The sequence below is a fragment of the Mycobacterium sp. 852013-51886_SCH5428379 genome, assembly GCF_001665575.1.
In the GTDB taxonomy this organism is placed as follows: Bacteria; Actinomycetota; Actinomycetes; order Mycobacteriales; family Mycobacteriaceae; genus Mycobacterium.
Map to the genome: position 1 here is coordinate 57,601 of NZ_LZSU01000018.1, position 17,562 is coordinate 75,162.

General features: G+C 68.6%; 18 protein-coding genes. 4 read left to right on the forward strand and 14 right to left on the reverse strand.

The window, feature by feature from the left end:
- Positions 1 to 33 precede the first annotated feature (33 nt).
- From A5757_RS06865 to A5757_RS06905, 9 genes are all read right to left on the reverse strand, one after another.
- A complete protein-coding gene (locus tag A5757_RS06865; protein ID WP_066830614.1) occupies positions 34 to 1,284 on the reverse strand; it encodes an MlaD family protein in 1,251 nt (416 codons plus the stop codon).
- Positions 1,284 to 2,645 carry an MlaD family protein gene (locus A5757_RS06870; RefSeq protein WP_066830617.1) on the reverse strand — a complete coding sequence of 454 codons (1,362 nt, stop codon included), beginning with the start codon at positions 2,643 to 2,645 and terminating at the stop codon, positions 1,284 to 1,286. The genes A5757_RS06865 and A5757_RS06870 overlap by 1 nt, the downstream gene beginning before the upstream one ends.
- A gap of 11 nt (positions 2,646 to 2,656) precedes the next feature.
- Positions 2,657 to 3,772, reverse strand: a complete 1,116-nt coding sequence (locus tag A5757_RS06875) for an MCE family protein (RefSeq protein ID WP_066830620.1) — start codon at positions 3,770 to 3,772, stop codon at positions 2,657 to 2,659.
- Positions 3,769 to 4,812: an MCE family protein gene (locus A5757_RS06880; protein ID WP_066830623.1), complete on the reverse strand. Its 1,044-nt coding sequence runs from the start codon at positions 4,810 to 4,812 to the stop codon at positions 3,769 to 3,771. The genes A5757_RS06875 and A5757_RS06880 overlap by 4 nt, the downstream gene beginning before the upstream one ends.
- Before the next feature lie 7 nt (positions 4,813 to 4,819).
- On the reverse strand, positions 4,820 to 5,875 hold the full coding sequence (locus A5757_RS06885) for an MCE family protein (protein ID WP_066830625.1): 1,056 nt from the start codon (positions 5,873 to 5,875) through the stop codon (positions 4,820 to 4,822).
- Positions 5,872 to 7,473, reverse strand: a complete 1,602-nt coding sequence (locus tag A5757_RS06890) for an MlaD family protein (RefSeq protein WP_066830627.1) — start codon at positions 7,471 to 7,473, stop codon at positions 5,872 to 5,874. The genes A5757_RS06885 and A5757_RS06890 overlap by 4 nt, the downstream gene beginning before the upstream one ends.
- 1 nt (position 7,474) lies before the next feature.
- Positions 7,475 to 8,242, reverse strand: coding sequence for an ABC transporter permease (locus tag A5757_RS06895; protein WP_231983913.1), 768 nt, complete (start codon positions 8,240 to 8,242; stop codon positions 7,475 to 7,477).
- 95 nt (positions 8,243 to 8,337) lie between these two features.
- The gene (locus A5757_RS06900) at positions 8,338 to 9,198 is read right to left on the reverse strand and encodes an ABC transporter permease (protein WP_066830855.1); all 861 of its coding nucleotides are present in this window, start codon (positions 9,196 to 9,198) and stop codon (positions 8,338 to 8,340) included.
- A gap of 269 nt (positions 9,199 to 9,467) precedes the next feature.
- A complete protein-coding gene (locus A5757_RS06905; protein ID WP_066830630.1) occupies positions 9,468 to 9,716 on the reverse strand; it encodes a DUF3253 domain-containing protein in 249 nt (82 codons plus the stop codon).
- Positions 9,717 to 9,782: 66 nt separating this feature from the next.
- Here A5757_RS06905 and fadD8 point away from each other — a divergent pair, with 66 nt between their 5' ends.
- A complete protein-coding gene (gene fadD8 / locus A5757_RS06910) occupies positions 9,783 to 11,414 on the forward strand; it encodes a fatty-acid--CoA ligase FadD8 (RefSeq protein WP_066830633.1) in 1,632 nt (543 codons plus the stop codon).
- A gap of 16 nt (positions 11,415 to 11,430) precedes the next feature.
- On the opposite strand, the gene A5757_RS06915 is transcribed toward fadD8, so the two are convergent.
- Genes A5757_RS06915 through A5757_RS06930 form a run of 4 tightly spaced genes read right to left on the reverse strand, consistent with a single transcriptional unit; the run spans position 11,431 to position 14,493 of the window.
- Entirely contained in the window at positions 11,431 to 12,057 is a 627-nt protein-coding gene (locus A5757_RS06915) for an SAM-dependent methyltransferase (RefSeq protein ID WP_066830635.1), read from the reverse strand.
- Complete coding sequence (locus A5757_RS06920; RefSeq protein ID WP_066830857.1) at positions 12,054 to 12,821, reverse strand: PIG-L deacetylase family protein; 768 nt, start codon at positions 12,819 to 12,821, stop codon at positions 12,054 to 12,056. Before A5757_RS06920 ends, A5757_RS06915 begins: the two co-directional genes overlap by 4 nt.
- A 5-nt stretch (positions 12,822 to 12,826) precedes the next feature.
- Positions 12,827 to 13,771, reverse strand: a complete 945-nt coding sequence (locus tag A5757_RS06925) for an acyl-CoA dehydrogenase (RefSeq protein ID WP_066830637.1) — start codon at positions 13,769 to 13,771, stop codon at positions 12,827 to 12,829.
- A complete protein-coding gene (locus tag A5757_RS06930) occupies positions 13,768 to 14,493 on the reverse strand; it encodes a glycosyltransferase family 2 protein (RefSeq protein WP_066830639.1) in 726 nt (241 codons plus the stop codon). Before A5757_RS06930 ends, A5757_RS06925 begins: the two co-directional genes overlap by 4 nt.
- A 72-nt stretch (positions 14,494 to 14,565) precedes the next feature.
- On the opposite strand from A5757_RS06930, the gene A5757_RS06935 reads away from it, so the two are divergent.
- Genes A5757_RS06935 through A5757_RS06945 form a run of 3 tightly spaced genes read left to right on the forward strand, consistent with a single transcriptional unit; the run spans position 14,566 to position 16,677 of the window.
- A complete protein-coding gene (locus tag A5757_RS06935) occupies positions 14,566 to 15,249 on the forward strand; it encodes an HAD family hydrolase (RefSeq protein ID WP_066830644.1) in 684 nt (227 codons plus the stop codon).
- A gap of 13 nt (positions 15,250 to 15,262) precedes the next feature.
- A complete protein-coding gene (locus A5757_RS06940; RefSeq protein WP_066830647.1) occupies positions 15,263 to 15,721 on the forward strand; it encodes a nitroreductase family deazaflavin-dependent oxidoreductase in 459 nt (152 codons plus the stop codon).
- 11 nt (positions 15,722 to 15,732) lie between these two features.
- Positions 15,733 to 16,677, forward strand: coding sequence for a 1,4-dihydroxy-2-naphthoyl-CoA synthase (locus tag A5757_RS06945; RefSeq protein ID WP_066830650.1), 945 nt, complete (start codon positions 15,733 to 15,735; stop codon positions 16,675 to 16,677).
- Here A5757_RS06945 and A5757_RS06950 read toward each other — a convergent pair.
- Complete coding sequence (locus A5757_RS06950) at positions 16,674 to 17,519, reverse strand: SDR family oxidoreductase (protein WP_066830859.1); 846 nt, start codon at positions 17,517 to 17,519, stop codon at positions 16,674 to 16,676. The genes A5757_RS06945 and A5757_RS06950 overlap by 4 nt on opposite strands.
- Positions 17,520 to 17,562: the final 43 nt, after the last annotated feature.

Below are 17,562 nucleotides of genomic sequence, written 5' to 3' on the forward strand. Positions count from 1 at the left end.
TCCATCTCATGCAGACTTCCGTGTCGAGGTGCGTCATCGCGGTGGTTCGATCGGCAGTGTCGGACCGCCGTATTCGGTCGGGATCGTGTAGCGGCCCCGCGGGGTGGGATCGGTGGTGCGGCCGAGGTCGGCGCCCAGCGGTGGTCCGGCGCCGTCGTCGCCGCCCGGTCGCGGCGCGTTCTTCGCCCCGCGCACCAGGACGCCGGGGTGATCGTCGCGACAGTACGTGTACATGTAGGGCTCCGGGTAGTCGGCCGACGACGGTGGCCGGCGCGGGGTGCCGTAGTCGCAGGAGTACCGGGGGTAGATGTCACCGGTCGCCCAGAGCCCGTTGTCGTGCATGACGCTGCCGATGGCGTCGAGCACCGAGGTGCGGTAGTCGGGGAACAGGGCGTGCAGGGCCGGCACCCGCAGATAGAGCAGCTGCGACGTGGTGGTCAGGCTGCCGAGCAACTGCACCATCGTCTCGGAGTTGTCGGCGAACAGATTGTCCACCGATGTCAGGGTGCCCGGGGTCCGCTCGGTCAGTCTGCGGAAGCCTTCGCGCATCCGGTTCACGCCGGTGAACGTCGCGTCCAGGTTCTCCGAGGCGACACCGATCCCCTCGTTCTTGTCGGCCGCCAACTGCAGCACCACCCGGCTGGTGCGCAACACGCTGGAGGTCTCGGGGAGCACGGAATCCAGGGTGGACAGCAGGAAGGTGCCGCCGTCGATGACGTCGGCGAGTTTTTGCGGGCCCGCCTCGCTCATGCTGAGCTCCTTCTTGATGAGCTCGAGTTTGGCGGTGTCCACCTGCGCCAACGCCCCGTCGGCGTTGGCGAGCAAATCTGCCAGGCTGACCGGAACGGTCGTGTCGCTCTGTGCGACCACGCTGCCGTCCTGCAGGTACGGACCCTGTTCGCTGTCCGCGACGAAGTCGAGGTACTGCTCACCGGCCGGGGAGAGACCCGACACCCGGACCTGGCTGGCGGCCGGGACCGCGATCGTCGAATCGACGGTCAGCACGGCGTTCACCCCGTCCGGGGTGAGGTCCAGGCGTTCGATCCGGCCGATCGGCACACCGCGCTGGGTGACGTTCTGGTTCGGCAGGAGGCCGGCGGACTCCGGCAGGGCGACCGTCACCTGGTAGCTCGAGGCCACCGGATTGACCTGCAGCGCACCGAGAAACAGATACGCGGAGGCCACCACCAGAGTGAGCACCATCGCACCCGCGGACAGCCACGCGCGTCGGCGGTGGCCGGCCCGGACCACCCGGACGATCTGATCGGCGATTGCGTGGATCATCAGCGCGCCTCCGCGGGCAGCGGCAGCCCGGGGGCCGGCGGTGCCGGCGCCTGAGGGGCGGGCGCGGATCCCGGCGGTGCCGGAAGACCCGGGCCCGGTGGCGATTGCACAGCAGGCGTCGGCGGCGGTGTCCAGACCGATGCGGGAGGCGCAGGCCCGATCGCACCCGGCGGAGGCGGCGCGGGCGGCCCCACCGTCCCGGGCACCGTCACGGTCTGACCCGGTTCGGTGGGACTCGGGATGACCGGCAGCTGCGGCACCCCGGTGCCCCGGCCCACGATCCGCTCCTGCAGCCGGAACAGCGTGTACTGGAGGGAGCCGACGAGCTGATGCCAGTTGTAGCGCTTGGGTCCGTGCAGACCGCGGTCGCCGGTGAAACCGATGTCCGGAATCGACCCGAGGACCAACCGGTCGATGCTGACGCGCACCGCGATCGCGTTGCTGGTGGTCGATTTGATGAACGGCGGCATCAACCGGTTCAGCGCGTACAGGGTCGCGTTCGGGGTCAGCGCGACATCGTTCCAGGCGCCGGCGATGGCGTTCGCGTCGGCGATCACGCTGCGCCCGCTGGTGTCGGTGCCCGCGATGGACGGGAACTTGCGCAGTTGACCGGACGTGTCGCCGAGTTGCAGCACCAGATCGGCGATCTGGTCGGTGTGCTTGGCCAGGGTGTCGGTCGCCGGTGCGGCGGCGTCCATCACCTCCCCCAGCGACTGGTTCTTGGCCTCGATCTGACCCGCCAGCCGCGACATCTCAGTCATCGCCGTCGAGATCTCCTCGGACCGCCGATTGAGGGTGCCGAGCGTGTCGTTGGTCTTGCCGACCAGGTCGCCGAACGCCTGTCCCTGGTCCCCTGTCGCGCGGCCGAGGCCGTTGATGATGTTGGTGAAGTTCCGTACCGCGCCGCCGTTGACGAGAATCGCCGCCGAACTCAGCACGGATTCCACAGTCGCTGCCGCCGTGGTCGATTCGATGCCGATGCTGTCCCCGTCGCCGAGCATGCGGGCGCCGGGTTCGGGCTGGGCCGGGGGTTTGATCGCGACGAAGACGTCGCCGAGCGGCGTCGCCGACCGCAGTTCGGCCGTACTGCCTTCGGGCAGTTGCACACCGTCCCTGATCCGCAGCGTGGTCACCGCGGTGTAGTTGCGGGCCTGCATCGACTCCAGCTGGCCGATGTCGGCGCCCGCGAGCTTCACCTTGGCCATCGCGGGCAGGTTGAGGGCGTTGGAGAACACCGCGTTCAGCGTGTACCCGTCGCCGGCACCGCCCGGCGCCGGAAGCGGCAGGCTGGCCAGCCCTTCCGTCGCGCAGGCCGACACCGACACGACGCTGACCAGTGCTGCCGCCAGCACCGACCTCATCCGCCAGGCCCTCACTTCTGCCCCATCGCCGCAAGGCCGTCCAAGACGTAGCTCAAGCCGAAGTCGGGACCGAAGTCCTCCAATGTCCCAGTGCTGCAACCCAGTTGCCGCAGCCCCATCATGTTGCACATCTCTTTGACGGTCTGCGTGTCGAACAGCACCTTGTCCGTGAGCACGTGCACACGGACCGATCCGTTGTTGCGGTCGATCGCGTTGTAGAGGTTGTCCAGCGTCATCGGCGTCAGGTCGAGAACCTCGGCCAGATCGCGCCGGTGGTCGACGGTCGTGGTCAGCGCCGTGTCGCCGTTGGCGACGATCTGCTTGACCGCCTCGCGGTGGGTGTCGAGCACCTGGCCGAGTTGGTCGACCACGTCGTTGATCTTGCGGCCCGTGGTTCCGGAACCGAAGTTCTCGTCGGCCAGCATCTGACTGAGTTGCCGCACGTTGGAACCGAATTCGCGGAGGGTGGCGTCGTTGTCGGCGGCCGCCTCGAACAGGGTGCTGAGGTTGCGGACGATCTCGGTCAGCTGGTCGCGGGTCACCTCGCCGCGGTCGGAGCTCATCCGCAGCGCGTCGGACAGTTCGCCGAGCGCATCTTTCATCGCCTGCCCGTTACCGTCGACGATCTCGGCGCTGGCGTCCACCACGCCGGCGATCGGACCGCCACCCCGACCGTCCCCGCGCAGCGAGGTGGACAGCTTGTCGAGGACGTCGAGCACGCGGGCGAACTCCACCGGGGTCCGGGTGCGGTTGAGTCCGATGGTGTCGTGGTTCTGCAGCATCGGCCCACCCTGGTAGGCCGGGGTGAGCTCGATCTGCCGGTCGGTCAGGATCGAGTTCGAGATGGTCACCGCCTGCACGTCGGCCGGCACCCGGACGTCGCTGTCGACGGTGAACTCGACTTCCACGTAACCGCCCTTGGGCACGATCCTGGTGACCTCACCCACGGGCATGCCCAGCACCGCAACGGTATTGCCCTCGTAAAGGCCTGCGGCGCTGTCGAACTGCGCGGTGACCGAGATGTGGTTCAGATTGTCGGCGATGAAGTACCACCCGGCGACCGCGACCACGGCGACCAGGGCGGCGACCGTGCCGATCGCGGCGATCAGCTTCGCGCGCGTACTCATTTGCAGTCCTGGAAGTACTCGATCATGCCGAACTGCTTGGCGCGGCCACTGATCGCACACATCCACGAGTCGACCAGCAGGCCGTTGGCGGCGTTGAAGTCGACGGCGTTGCCCGATCCGGTGGCGTTGGCCAGGCCGCGCAGCGCGACCGGCCCGGCCTGCAGATTGTTGCGGAGCAGATCGTCGTGCTGGGCGACCATGTCGGTGAGTTCGCGGAGGTTGACCAGCAGCGCCTCCAGTTCGGGGCGATCGTCGATGACGGTGTCGCTGAGTCGCTGTACGAGATCGGTGATGGCGGCCAGCATCGAATGGAAGGAGGCCCGGCGCATCACGAGCTCGCCGACGAGGTCGTTGCCTTGCCGCACCATGCTCGCGATGTTGGCCTGCTGCCTGCGCAGCGTGTTGCTGATCATCTGGGTGGTCTCCAGCAGCGAGCCGAGCTGATCGCGGCGGGTGGAGATGATCTCCGACAGCAGTCGGGTGTTCTCCAATGCCTTCGGCACCACCGGTGGCAGCGTCTCCATCTGTCTGCCGAGGATGCTGAGCGTCTCGGCGAACTTGTCGGAGTCGACCTGCTCGTAGGTGTTGGTGACGTCGGTGAGCGCTTCCTGCAGGTCGTAGGGGACTTCGGTGTGGGACAGGTCGAAGGTGTCGTCGGGCAGGGAACCGCCGCCGCGGGGCTCCAGGGCCAGATAGCGCGAGCCCAGGATCGTGGTGACCTTGATGACGGCCCGGGAGTCCGCACCGAGCGCGACGTCGTTCTGCACCTTCAGTTCTGCCACGACGTGATCGCCGGCGAGCTCCATGCTCAGCACCTCGCCGACCGGGATTCCGGCCACCGTCACCGGATTCCCCGGGCGCAGCGCCGCGGCCTGCGCGAACTGCGCGGTGATCGTGCGGTAGCCGATGTCGGCGACCTTCACCAGCAACAGTGCCCCAATGAGCACCACCACTACGCCGACGGCGATGATGCCCAGCCAGATCTGGCTGCGCTCCTCCAGCGGACGCCGACGCGACGTCGATTTCTTCTCCGATGCCATCCTGGATCTAGCCATTGGCCATGTTCCTGCACTTCGGGGTGTACCTGGCGTCGTTTCCGGGAGTCGCCGCGTCGACGATGATCGGGGTGACGTCGTTGAGGCCCGGGAAGAATCCGGTCGCGTTGAGATCGCACGCGTAGGCGTTGGCGTAGGCACCCTCGTTGGTGAGGCGGGCGAAACCCTTGAGCAGCAACGGCAGATTGGCGCCGGCGAATGCGATCTGCGGTTCGATGCCGACCATGTGCCGGGTGAATCCCGGCTGGCGCGTGACCAATTCGTCGAGTGCGGGGTCCACTTCCTCGGTGATCGCGGCGAGCTGGCGCACCACCCGCGCCATCGAGCCGGTCGACTCCACGAGCTGGGGGCGTCTGCCGTCGAGCGTCACCACCGCCTCCTGCGCCTGGGTGAGCACCTGATCGAGGCTGTCGTTGTGCCGGGCGAGGTTGGCCATCACCGTGTTCAGGTCGGTGATGACGGTGCCGAGCTCCTCGTCGCGGCCGGCGAAGGACTCGGTCAGCTGCGAGGTCTGGTCGACCAGCGCGGTGATCGACGCGTGATCACCCTGCAGCGACTGGATGACGCCCTTGGTCAGGTTGTCGGCGGCCCGCGGATCCAACACGCTGAACAGCGGCTCGTATCCGTTGAGCAGTGTCGTCACGTCGAACGACGGATCGGAGCGCTCGAGGGGGATCACGCTGCCCGGCGGCAGCACGCCCGGTTCCCCGGTCTGGCCGAGGGACAGTCCGAGATACCGCTGGCCGACGATGTTCTGGTAGGTCACCGAGGCCACCGTGTTGCCGAGCACCTGCTGATCGCTCTGCACCACGAACGACACCTTCGCCACATCGCCCTGCAGCTCGATGCTCTCGACCCGGCCGACCCGCACGCCGGCCATCCGGACGTCGTCGCCTTCGCGCAGACCGAAGACGTCGGTGAACATCGCCGCGTAGGGCTGGGTCGACCCGGCAACGTCGCGACGCAGCGTCACGTACACCAGCCACGTGAGCGTGATGGCCACGACCATGAAGATCGACAGCCCTGCCAGGGCGCCGCGGTAGCTCATCGGTGCTCCTCACTGACGGCTGCGGCCGTCGACACGGTCATCCCGCGCGCCAGCGGGCCGAGCAGCAGCTGGGTGGCCGTCGTCGCGGGTTGACCGGTGATGACACCGAGTTGGTCGCGTTCGTGCCGGCTGCCGACCGGACCCACGTTCCCGCCGAACGATGCGGGCGCCGCCTCGGCCGGCATCGGAGCCGGCGGCGGTGCGGGCGCCACGACGGGCGGCTGATCCCACGGTTTCGGCGCGACGGGTGCGGCGGGCGACAGCGGAACCGGCGGCGGAATGGTCGGCGCCAGATCGGGATTGGCGGTGCCGGGTACGGGCGGCGACGGCGGCATCCACGGCGGCAACGGCGGATTCGGGTCGCGCAGATCGGGATACGGATTCACCAGCGGCGGGCCCACCGCGACCAGGTTGCCGTGCGGCCCGACCTCGGTGCCCGCCGGCGGCGCGAGATCCTTCGGCGGCTGGTAGTTCTGCGGCAGCAGCACGTCGGGCAGCTCCGGACGCGTCGGTACCAGCGGCGCGGTGAAGCAACTCGGCCCCTTGAGCCCTGCGTACTGGGGGCAGTCGGCCCGGGTGTAGCTGTAGGTCGGGGTGAACGACAGGTTCACCCGCATGTTGCCGATGTCGCTGTCGGCGATCCACACCTCGTCGAAGAACTTGCCGGACAACTGATTCAGCTTCTCGAACGCCGGAACCCAGTGCCGCGACGTGTCGGCGAGGCTGCCCAGGACGGGCGTCAGCTCTCCGGTGATCTTCACCAGCCGGTCGGTGTGATTGACCAGTGCGGTGTGGGTGGTGCCGACGGTGTTGATGCCGCCGTTGACGAGCGCGGTGAGCTGCGCGTCCTGTTCGACGAGCGTCCGCATCGGTTGCACGGCCTTGTGCAGGGCGTCGACGAGTTCGGGGGCGGTCTGCTGCAGACCGCGGGTCGCGTCGACCAGCGCCGAGACCGTGGTCGGTCCGGGGTCGGTCGCGATGATGCTGTTGAGTTCGTCGAGCATCCGGTTCAATTGCGCGCCGGCGGTGAGCAGTTCGGTGCGCCGGTCCTCAGTGGCGGCATGGACCGCGGCAAGGATGCCGACCGTCTTGTCCTCCCGGCCGCGACCGGTCGCGGCGAGGATGTCGCGCAGCTTGCTGATCGTGGTCTGGAACAGCACCGTCGGCAGTTCGGTGTCCTCGGCGATGATCGCGCCCTCGTGGATCGCCGGACCTGGGCCGCGGTCGACCAGCTGCACCGACGACACCGCGAACACGTTGCTGGGCACCACCCGTGCGGTCACGTTGCCCGGAATCGACTGGGCGTAATGCGGATCGAGGTCGATGTGGACGAAGTTGGGGTCGCCGCGTTCGGCGGGGGTGACGCTGTCGACCCGACCGACGAGCACCCCGTGGTATTTCACGTCGGAGCGCTGCGGCAGCCCGTCACCGACGTTGACCATGGCCGCGACCACCCGCACGTAGGGATCGAGGCGGCCGGTCGATTTGACCAGCAGCAGGGCGGTCACGACCGTGACGACGGCCAGCAGCGCGACGCCGCAGCCGAGCAGTTGCCGGTCGGTGGGGCCGCGGCCGTCGAGTTCGAAGGAGTTGGCCACATCAACCCCCGAACCTGGCGCCTGAGTCGACCGACCACAGCGCCATGGTCAGGAGCATGTTCACCATGATCACGACGGTGATGCTGGCCCGCATGGCGTGACCCGCGGCGACCCCGACCCCCACGGGACCGCCGGTGGCGTAGAAGCCGTAGTAGCACTGCACCGTCGAGGCGATCCAGACGAAGATGACCGTCTTGAACACCGAGTACAGAATGTCCTGGCCGGCCAGCATCAGCGTGAAGTAGTGCAGGTACGAGCCCGTCGAACCACCGCTGATGATCTGCACCACGACCTGGGTGGTCAGATAGCTGACCGCCAGGCACAGCACGTAGAGCGGGATGACCGCGATCACCGACGCCATCAGCCGCGTCGTCACCAGGTAAGGGATCGGCCGGATCCCCAACGATTCGAGTGCGTCGACCTCCTCGGCGATACGCATCGACCCGAGCTGCGCGGTGAACCGGCACCCCGCCTGGGTGGCGAACGCCAGCGACGCCGCAATGGGCGCGAGTTCCCGGGTGTTGACCAGGGACGAGATGATCCCGGTGGCCGGGCCGAGGCCGAGCAAGTCGAGGAAGTTGTAGCCCTCGATCCCGACCAGCGCGCCGACGGTGATGCCGAGCACCACCGCAACCCCGACGGTCCCGCCGCCAACGACCAGAGAGCCGTTGCCCCAGGCGATGTCGGACAGCAGCCGGACGAACTCGGAGCGATAGTGGCGCAACGCGACCGGGATCCCGGCCAGGGCGCGGCCGAAGAACACGAGCATGTGGCCGAGCCGCACCACCGGTGCCGTCGCACCGCGGTACAGCCGTCGCAGCCCCCGCAGGAATGCCGGTGCGTACGTCGAGGTGGTCGCCACGGTCAGAGTCCGACCCGTGGGAACAGCATGATGTAGAGCTGGCTGATCGCGACGTTGACGACCATCAGCACCAGGATCGACTCGACCACCGCCGCGTTCACCGAGTTCGCGACCCCTGTCGGACCGCCCTGGGTCGACAGCCCCTTCTGGCACGCCACGACGGCGACAATCGCGCCGAAGATCACGGCCTTGACCAGAGCCACGATGAGGTCACCGGTGGTGGCGAACGATGCGAAGGTGGCCACGAAGCTGCCGGGTGCGCCGTTTTGGAAGTAGACGTTGAACAAATAACTGGCGAGGAAGCCGACGAAGCAGACGACTCCGGTCAGCGCGACACCGATCATGATGGCGGCGGCGAAGCGCGGGACGACCAGGCGCCGGATCACCGAAACGCCCATCACCTCCATGGCGTCGGTCTCTTCGCGCATCTTGCGGGAGCCGAGATCGGCGGTGATCGCCGAGCCGACCGCGGCAGCCATGAGGATGGCCGCCGTCAGCGATGCCGCCTGCCGGATCACCGCCAGTCCGCTGGCCGCGCCCGCCATCGACGTGGCACCGACCTGACCGGCCAGCAGGGCGAACTGGATCGACAGTGTGACGCCGATCGGGAGCGCCACCAGCACGGTCGGTAGTACCGCCGTACCGGCCATGAACGCGCCCTGCCGGATGAACTCCTGCCATTGGAACCGGCCGGTGAACAGGTCGATGAACAAGTACTGCAGCGTGCGGACGGCAAGCACGAACTGGTCGCCGACCGTTGCCAGCGATGCCAGGGGATGTCGCTTGACGTAGCCGGTGCTCCAGTCGGTGATGGCCTCGACGCCGTCTCCGCGACGCGGGTCGGGTTCAACCGGTGCGGTCACGGTCACGTCCCTCCCCCATGAGTTCCGGTACCAGAACCGGCTGGACGGTCCTGTATGGGCCGTCACGCTATGGTCGGGCCTCCGACCCGTCAAGCGTTTGCGGAATTTTCATTAACTTATGGTTCCGGTACGGACGCAGGAGACGCCGCCGCACACTTCCGCGCCTGGTTCTGACCATTTCGCTCCGAATTCGGAGTGGCTGCCCTAGCATGGTTGGGCCGCGCGCGCCGTTAACTTACTCGGTGATGACGGCTGCGTGGGGCCGCCGTTCAGCGCTTCGTGATCCGGATACGGATCGGCCCGCGCCAGTCCGCCTCCGGGTCGACGCGCTCGCCCTTCTGGGTGATCTCGACCTCGTCCACGCGGGCCAGTTCGCGCGCGACGTCGCGGGCGTCGTCCATGAGATCGCGCCAGTCGGCACCGCCGACCGCGCGGGCCGCGTCGGACGGACAAATGGTCTTGTCCGGACCCCGCCGGCCGGCGAGGTCGAGGATCGCCGCCCGGAGCTGCTGCCGCATGCGTCCAGTGAAGCCGGATCGAGCGGTCCTTGCCAGCGTTTCTGTAACACGTTCTAATCTGATGCCATGACTTCGGTTGATGCTTCCTCGCGCGAGCGCTCGTCAGACCTTTTGCGGCATCCGATCCACTCCGGGCACCTGACCGTCGGCGCGCTGAAGCGCAACAGGGACAAGCCCGTGCTGTTCCTCGGGGACACCACGATGACCGGCGGCGAGCTGGCAGAACGCATCAGCCAGTACGTGCAGGCGTTCGAGGCGCTCGGCGCGGGGACGGGTGCGGCCACCGGTCTGCTCTCCCTCAACCGGCCCGAGGTGCTGATGATCATCGGCGCCGGCCAGACGCAGGGTTACCGGCGCACGGCGCTACACCCTCTGGGTTCGCTGGACGACCACGCCTACGTTCTCGACGATGCGGGTGTCACCTCGCTGATCATCGATCCCAACCCGATGTTCACCGAGCGGGCGCTGGGTCTGCTCGAGAAGGTGCCGGGGCTCAAGCAGATCCTGACGATCGGGCCGGTCCCCGACGCGTTGAAAGACGTCGCGGTCGATCTGAACGCCGAAGCCGCGAAGTACGAACCCAAACCGCTCAAGGCAGCCGATCTGCCTCCGGACCACATCGGCGGCATGGCCTACACGGGCGGGACGACCGGTAAGCCCAAGGGCGTGATCGGCACGGTGCAATCGATCACCACGATGACGACGATTCAGCTCGCCGAGTGGGAGTGGCCGGAGCATCCGAAGTTCCTGATGTGCACGCCGCTGTCGCATGCGGGTGCGGCGTTCTTCGTACCGACGATCATCAAGGGCGGCGAACTGGTCGTGCTGACCAAGTTCGACCCGGCCGAGGTGCTGCGCACGATCGAAGAGCAGAAGATCACCGCCACGATGCTGGTGCCGTCGATGATCTACGCCCTGATGGACCACCCCGACTCCCACACCCGGGACCTGTCGTCGCTGGAGACCGTGTACTACGGCGCCTCGGCGATGAACCCGGTGCGCCTGGCGGAGGCGATCCGCCGGTTCGGCCCGATCTTCGCGCAGTACTACGGGCAGTCCGAGGCGCCGATGGTGATCACCTATCTGGCCAAGGGCGACCACGATGAGAAGCGGCTCACCTCGTGCGGACGTCCGACGGTCTTCGCGCGCACGGCGCTGCTCGACGAGGACGGCAACGAGGTGCCCCGGGGCGAGGTCGGCGAGATCTGCGTGTCGGGTCCGCTGGTGTCCGGCGGCTACTGGAACAAGCCCGAGGCCACCGCGGAAACGTTTCGGGACGGTTGGATGCACACTGGAGACGTCGCCCGCGAGGACGAGGACGGCTTCTGGTACATCGTCGACCGCACCAAGGACATGATCGTCACCGGCGGCTTCAACGTGTTCCCGCGCGAGGTGGAAGACGTCGTGGCAGAACATCCTTCGATCGCACAGGTGTGCGTGATCGGCACGCCGGACGAGAAGTGGGGTGAGGCGGTGACGGCGGTGGTGGTGCTGCGGCCCGACGCCCCGACCGACGAGGCCGCGGTGGCGAAGATGACCGCGGAGATCCAGGCCGCGGTCAAGGAGCGCAAGGGGTCGGTGCAGTCCCCCAAGCAGCTCGTCGTGGTGGATTCGGTCCCGGTGACGGCGCTGGGCAAACCCGACAAGAAGGCGGTGCGGGCGCAGTTCTGGGAAGGCTCCGACCGCCGCGTGGGCTGACCGCGCCCCGGTGTGGCTACGCGCCCGGCACCGCCGTGCGACTCGCCACCGACTCGGCCGACGCGGTGTCGAACACATCGATCACGACGTCGGCGTCCCGGTAGCCGCCGAGGTGGTGCAGGCCTGCGGTCGACGCGAACAGGTCGCGGACGTCGTCGCCGGTCATCGGATAGTCGGCCACCGGGTGGCGCCAGTGCGCGACGAGCACCGTCGCGCCGAGGGTCACCAGGCGCGGCACCTCTCGGTCGACCACCGCGCGCAGTGTCGCCGGCGTCAGGTAATAGCACACCTCCGACAGCACGACAAGATCGAATTCGTCTGCGGGCCAGGGCTCATCGAGTGATCTGCGCAGTAAGTGCGCACGCTCCCCGACCCCGGCCCGCACCAGTCGCCGACGGGTCGCGTCCAGCGCCGGCACCGCCACGTCGGTGGCAGTCACCCGGTCGCAGCGCTGCAACAGCAGTTCGGTCAGCACCCCGACCGAACAGCCGGGTTCGAAGGCGTGCCGGTAGCGCGGATGCGGCAGCATGGCCGTGGTGAGCGCGTACTTGCGCTGTTCGTACCATCTGCTCTGCAGACTCCAGGGGTCCGCGGCATCGGCGTAGACGCGCTCGAAGTACCCGTCGGACAGTCGACCGGTCACCGGAACGCCACCTCCCCCACCTGCAGCAGCCGGTGCAGTACGAATGGCGGCAACGCGGGCTCTGCACCGACATCCAGAGGTTCGAACTGACTGGTGAAGCATTGCGCTGCAGCGCTTTTGCGTTCCTGGTCCGCGCCGTCGGAAACGACTGCGCGAGCGCGGTGCCAGGGCACGGCCGGATCGTCCGGGACTGCCCAGTGCCACATCCACACCGGATACTCGAGCAGGTTCGCGCCGGTCGCTGCCGCCGCAGCCGCCGCGGCGCGACCCACCGCCTCGTGGTCCGGATGTCCGTCACCCCGCCAGGTCGCGGCGCACCAGATGCCGGGCGCCCCGTCCGCCAGCACGTCGGTCAGCAGGTCGGTCAGGCGGTGCTCGTGGGCGGCGACATCACCGTCGGGCAAGCCGAGGCTGATCGGCGGCGGCAGCCCCAGAACACCGACCGCTCGCCGAAGCTCGTCGCGGCGCGTGGCCTCCAGCCGGCGTTGCCGCTGCGCATCCAGATCCGGATGCGAGCGGCCGCCGTCGGTGGCCGAGACGACTTGCACCCGAATCCCCCTGCGGGCGAGCAGCGACGCGCCGGCGCCGAACCCCAGCGTTTCGTCATCGGGGTGTGCGCCGACCAGGACGAGGCCACCGCAGCCCGACAGGTCCAGGGCCGGGACGCCCCTGTCGGCGGTGAGCCACGTGTCGACCGGGGTGCCCCCACCGGCAAGCGGGCGCTCGGCGAACCGGGATCCGTTGTCGAGCGGCGGGCCTCCCAGCGCGCTCACCTCCGTTCCGCCGCGAGTCGGCCCAGCACGCAGAGATCGCGTTCGGCATGACTCTGCCGGACATAGATCTCGAGATCGGCGACGTAACGCGCGTGCCGGGCGTCATGCACCAGGGGTGCGGGACCCAGCGCCCGACCGGTGCGCCTGATCGCTTCGTCCACCGCGTGTTCGACCACCGCCCGAGCGCGGCGGGCGATCAATTCGGCGGTACCCGAACGATTTTGCGGATCGGCATCGACCTCGGTCGCCGCCCAGGCCAGCGTTGCGGCGGCTGCGCTCAAGGCGGCGTCCACAGCCCCGAGGTGGGCCAGGTTGTGCGGGTCCCCCGACCGGCCCGCCGCGTACAGGGGCTCGGCGACCGCGCGGGCGCCGCCCCACCAGCACGCGCTGACCGCGATCGCCCCGTGCCAGAAGCCGGGCCGGTCCAGATAGGCGCCGGGTGCGCCGACCGGAATTCCCGGCGTCGCGACGAAGTCCACCGCGCGGGTGTCGGCCGCGGCCATCCCCGCGTTGTACCAGGTGTTATCCCCGCGCACCACGCCCCGGTCGCCGAGAGCGACGGCGAACAGGCCACGCGGCCCCTCGGGATCTCCGGCAGTGCGCGCGGTGACCAGAGCATGCGTGCACACCCCGGCGCCAGAGCACCAGGCTCGCGCACCGTCGAGCACCACAGCGTCCTCGACGCGGCGCGCCTGGAGGACAGCACCAGGGGCCTCGGCCGCCCACACGCCCCACAACTCGCCCGGCCGCACCGCCGGCCCGCCGAGTTCGGCCAGGATGGCGCATGCGTCGGCGTGAGCCTCGCCCAGACGGCCTGCGACAAGATCGGTCTCCGCCAGATCGGCCAGGGCCTGCCATCGGGTCAGCGTGTCTCCCGCACCGGGCAGCGGCAGGTGGGGCGCGGTGCTGCGTGCCCACTGCCGGACCAGGTCGATGCTCACGCGGCGTCGCCGGGGGAACGCCGCCCTCGGCCCGTTTCGGAAAGCTTGCGCAGATGCGCCCCGAAGCCGCCGGGCGCTCGGGCATCGCGGCGGGCCGACGTCGCCACCGACAGTTCCGGGTCCCGGCGGATGCGCATCCCAGCCGTCTCGAACCGTCGCACCAGATCGACGTCCTCACCCGACGCCAGCGCGCGGAATCCGCCCATACGCCAGTACGCGTCGGCGCGGAACCCCATGTTCGCGCCATGGATGTGGCCGTGGCCCGTCCGCGTGAACCGTGAGTAGTACGCCCGCAGGTACCGCCGGACCACGTCGGCCGGGTAGCGCCGCCAGTCGGTCACCCGCACCGTCCCGAGGACCATGTCGACCTCCGCGTCGATCATCCGCAGCACCCAGTTCGCGTTCACCGTCGTATCTGCGTCGGTGGTCGCGTACCAGGTCTGCTCGGCCGGTACGTCGGCGCAGACCGAGCGCGCGTGATCGAAACCCGCCGCACGCGCCGCGCCCACGTTTCCGGCGTCGACGGAGACGAAGTGCACCTCGGGACCGAACTGCCCGATCAACCGTTCGCTGCCGTCGGTGCACGAATCGAGCACCACGACGATCAGCGTCGGCACCGGCGAGCACAGCACTGCGGTGCCCAGCGCGCGGAGCGTCCGCGGGAGCGCCTCGACCTCGTTGTGGGCCGGAACCACGACGGCGACCTGCGCCACGTTCGACATGCTGGGGGGATATCCGATCCGCGAAGGATTCACACTTCGCGAGCTGGGCACCACAGGTGGCACCATGGCTGTGTGGCGGTACGTGCGGTGCTCTTCGACTTCTCCGGAACCCTCTTCCGCCTCGAAGGGGACGAACGCTGGTTCGAGGGCATCGTCGTCGACGACCAAGAGGTCGACGCACACGTCCAGACCGAATTGCTGCGCCGGCTGACCCAGCCCACCGGGCGCTCCGTCGACATGACGCCCGAGGCCGAGCACGCCTGGGAGAACCGCGACCTGGCGCCCTATCTGCACCGCGAGGCCTATCTGCACGTGCTGCGGAAATCGGGACTCGGCGATGCCCACGCCGAATCGCTCTACGGGCGCGTCATCGACCCGGACTCCTGGACCCCCTACCCCGACACCGCGGATGTGCTCGGCGGTCTACAGCGACGCGGCATCAAGACCGCGGTGGTCTCGAACATCGCGTTCGACGTCCGGCCCGCCTTCGCGGGGATCGGTGCCCACGACGACGTCGACGAGTTCGTGCTGTCGTTCGAAGTCGGTGCGATGAAACCGGATGCGCGAATCTTCGAGACCGCGCTGCAGCGGCTCGGGGTGGCCGCCGAGGATGCGGTGATGGTCGGCGACAGCGACGAGGCCGACGGCGGAGCACGCGCGCTGGGCTGCGGATTCGTCCTGGTCGATCCGCTGCCCACCGAAGAGCGACGCACCGGTCTGCGCGACGGACTGGCCGCGATCGGGATCGAGAGCTGAGGAGGACCTCCGATTGTCCACCGAACGTGTGCGCCCGCCGTGGTGGCTCAAACCGTTCAACAAGGTCGTGATCGCCTCGGCGAAACTGGGTCTTCCGATCTTCGGCAAGGAGGGGCCGATGATCCTGACCGTCACCGGCCGCAAGACCGGTCGGGCGCGGACCACGCCGATCACCCCGATGTACGTCGACGGGAAACGCTATGTGGTGGGCGGATTTCCGGGCGCGGACTGGGTGCGCAACGCCCGCGCGAATCCCGAGGTGACGCTGACCCAGAACCGCCGCGTCGAACGGGTGCGCATGGTGGAGATGTCAGCCGACGAGGCCCGTCCGCTGCTGCGGCAGTTCCCCACGCTGGTGCCGACCGGCGTCGACTTCATGAAGAACGCCGGACTGGTCACCGACGCGACACCCGATGAATTCGAGGCGCTGGCCGGCCGCTGCGCCGTCTTCCGATTCGACCCCATCACGTAGGTTCTCGTGCCATGAGCTCCGACAATTCTCTTCACGCCAGCGGCTCGTCGGCCACACCGTTCGACCCGTCGGTCTGGCAGCCGGTGCCCGGATTCGATCTGACCGACATCACCTACCACCGCCACGTGGTCGACGGCAGGCCCCAGCCGACCGTGCGGGTGGCGTTCGATCGGCCGGAGGTGCGCAACGCCTTCCGCCCGCACACCGTCGACGAGCTCTACCGCGTCCTCGACCACGCCCGGATGTCCCCCGACGTCGGTGTCGTGCTGCTTACCGGAAACGGCCCCAGCCCCAAGGACGGTGGCTGGGCGTTCTGCTCGGGCGGTGACCAGCGCATCCGCGGGCGCACCGGCTACCAGTACGCCGATGGGGAAACCGCCGAGACCGTCGATCCCGCCCGGGCCGGCCGGTTGCACATCCTCGAGGTGCAGCGGTTGATCCGGTTCATGCCGAAGGTGGTGATCTGCCTGGTCAACGGCTGGGCGGCCGGCGGCGGGCACAGCTTGCACGTGACGTGCGACCTCACGCTGGCCAGTCGCCAGCATGCCCGGTTCAAGCAGACCGACGCCGATGTCGGCAGCTTCGACGGCGGATTCGGCAGCGCGTACCTCGCGCGGCAGACCGGCCAGAAGTTCGCCCGCGAGATCTTCTTCCTCGGCCGCGCCTACGACGCCGAGCAGATGTATGCGATGGGCGCGGTGAACGCCGTCGTCGACCACGCCGAGCTGGAGTCCGAGGCACTGCAGTGGGCCGCCGAGATCAACGGCAAGTCACCGCAAGCCGTGCGGATGCTGAAGTTCTCGTTCAACCTCATCGACGACGGGCTGGTCGGTCAGCAGGTGTTCGCCGGAGAGGCCACCCGGTTGGCGTACATGACCGACGAGGCCGTCGAGGGCCGCGACGCGTTCCTGGAGAAGCGCGACCCCGACTGGTCGGCGTTCCCCCGCTACTTCTAGCGAGGCACCGCGAGATTCGTCGCCATCGCCCGCTCCCGCCACGGCGCTAGCTCGGCCGCGTCGGTGGCGACGCGGGTCTCGGTTGCCGCGACCGCGTCAGGTCCGACCGGAAGTCGGGTCAGCCGAGCCCCCGCGGCCACCACGTCGTACAGAAGCGCGGCGAGCTTGTCCGGGTCACCGTCCTGCGTCTGGTCCATCTCGCCGAACTGCGCGACCTGCTCGTGTGCGGGCGTGCCCGCGTAGTCGTCGATGGTCCCGTGCCCTGCGGCAACCTCCACCGTCGACGATGACAGGAAGCCGGTCCGGAACATTCCAGGTTCGACGGCCAGCACCGAGATGCCCAGCGGGGCGAGGTCGTGGCGGAGGCCGGCGGTCAGCCCCTCGACGGCGAATTTCGTCGCGTTGTACATCGACGATGCGGGGAAGCCGATGACACCAGCGGTGGAGCTGAGGTTGACGATCGTCCCCGACCGCTGCGCGCGCAGCGTCGGCAGCGTTGCCCGGATGACGTCGATGGCAGCGAACACGTTCAGTTCGAAGTGGTCGCGAATCTGCCTGTCGCTCATCTCCTCCAATGCTCCGGTCAGGGCCCGGCCCGCATTGTTGACGACGACGTCGATGCGGCCGAACCGGCCGAGAGCGGCCGTGACGGCGGCGCGGACCGCGACGGAATCGGTGACATCGAGCGCCACCGTCAGCAGCTTCTCGTTCTCGCCGAGCGCATCCACGACGGTCTGCGGGTTCCGGGCCGTCGCGACCACCGCGTCGCCCTGCGCCAGCGCGTAGCGCGCGATTGCCGCGCCCAGCCCCTTCGATGTTCCGGTGACGAACCAGGTGGTCATGACGCCTCCCATGTTAGTGGTCTCTCACTTTCAATGTAAGAGA